Genomic DNA, 1,685 nt, shown 5'->3' with positions numbered 1-1,685 from the left:
ACCCAGATGCGCCTCGACCCTCTGACCCTGGAGCTGGGATTTCACTCCCCCTTCCAGACGGGAGGCCGTCAGCGTCATGTCCCCGAAGGAGGCCAGAACGCCCTCATTATGCACCACACCCGGTGAGCTCAGATGCAGCTCGCATCCCGCCACCAGGCTGGACCCCTCATCCGAGCCATAGCTTCCCAGACGGGCCGTCAGGTTCCCCTGCGCCTGCACCAGACCACCCTCGTTCCGGAACGACCCGGCCGTCAGATCCACATCACCTTTGCCACTCAGCAGCGTCCCGCCTTGGTTGGAGAGCGTGCCTGCCGTCAGCGTCAGACCCTCGCTGGACTGGATCAGACCGTTGCTGTTGGAGATGTCACCGCCATGCAGCGTCAGGGACAGCGGACCATCGGCCGCGATCAGCTTCCCGCCATCATTCCTCAGCCCCGTCCCCTCAAGCGACACCGCCCCCTGTCGGCTCCCCAGCTCGCCACTGTTGGCCAGCATGCCCCCGCCCGTCAGGTTCAGCCCCGTCAGGCCGACCAGCGACCCGCCGTTCTGCAGGCCCCCGTCACCCAGATGCGCCTCGACCCTCTGACCCTGGAGCTGGGATTTCACTCCCCCTTCCAGACGGGAGGCCGTCAGCGTCATGTCCCCGAAGGAGGCCAGAACGCCCTCATTATGCACCACACCCGGTGAGCTCAGATGCAGCTCGCGTCCCGCCACCAGGCTGGACCCCTCATCCGAGCCATAGCTTCCCAGACGGGCCGTCAGGTTCCCCTGCGCCTGCACCAGACCACCCTCGTTCCGGAACGACCCGGCCGTCAGATCCACATCACCTTTGCCACTCAGCAGCGTCCCGCCTTGGTTGGAGAGCGTGCCTGCCGTCAGCGTCAGACCCTCGCTGGACTGGATCAGACCGTTGCTGTTGGAGATGTCACCGCCATGCAGCGTCAGGGACAGCGGACCATCGGCCGCGATCAGCTTCCCGCCATCATTCCTCAGCCCCGTCCCCTCAAGCGACACCGCCCCCTGTCGGCTCCCCAGCTCGCCACTGTTGGCCAGCATGCCCCCGCCCGTCAGGTTCAGCCCCGTCAGGCCGACCAGCGACCCGCCGTTCTGCAGGCCCCCGTCACCCAGATGCGCCTCGACCCTCTGACCCTGGAGCTGGGATTTCACTCCCCCTTCCAGACGGGAGGCCGTCAGCGTCATGTCCCCGAAGGAGGCCAGAACGCCCTCATTATGCACCACACCCGGTGAGCTCAGATGCAGCTCGCGTCCCGCCACCAGGCTGGACCCCTCATCCGAGCCATAGCTTCCCAGACGGGCCGTCAGGTTCCCCTGCGCCTGCACCAGACCACCCTCGTTCCGGAACGACCCGGCCGTCAGATCCACATCACCTTTGCCACTCAGCAGCGTCCCGCCTTGGTTGGAGAGCGTGCCTGCCGTCAGCGTCAGACCTTCGCTGGACTGGATCAGACCGTTGCTGTTGGAGATGTCACCGCCATGCAGCGTCAGGGACAGCGGACCATCGGCCGCGATCAGCTTCCCGCCATCATTCCTCAGCCCCGTCCCCTCAAGCGACACCGCCCCCTGTCGGCTCCCCAGCTCGCCGGAGTTCCGAACATCACTCCGTGCCTGTACGGTCAGGGGGCCAGCACTGGCCACGGCATGACCAGTGTTAGTGATGGTACCAT

At 66.1% G+C, this 1,685-nt stretch carries 1 protein-coding gene; it reads right to left on the bottom strand.

What is annotated here, in order from left to right; genetic code table 11:
- Nucleotides 1-1,685 (bottom strand): autotransporter outer membrane beta-barrel domain-containing protein (locus tag ASO19_RS08950; protein ID WP_146046943.1); only part of this gene is annotated, 1,685 nt, incomplete at both ends.

The organism is Parasaccharibacter apium, assembly GCF_002917995.1.
GTDB classification, from domain to species: domain Bacteria; phylum Pseudomonadota; class Alphaproteobacteria; order Acetobacterales; family Acetobacteraceae; genus Bombella; species Bombella apis.
Note: the sequence above shows the minus strand (reverse complement) of the source record. Positions and strands in the feature narration are given on the sequence as shown.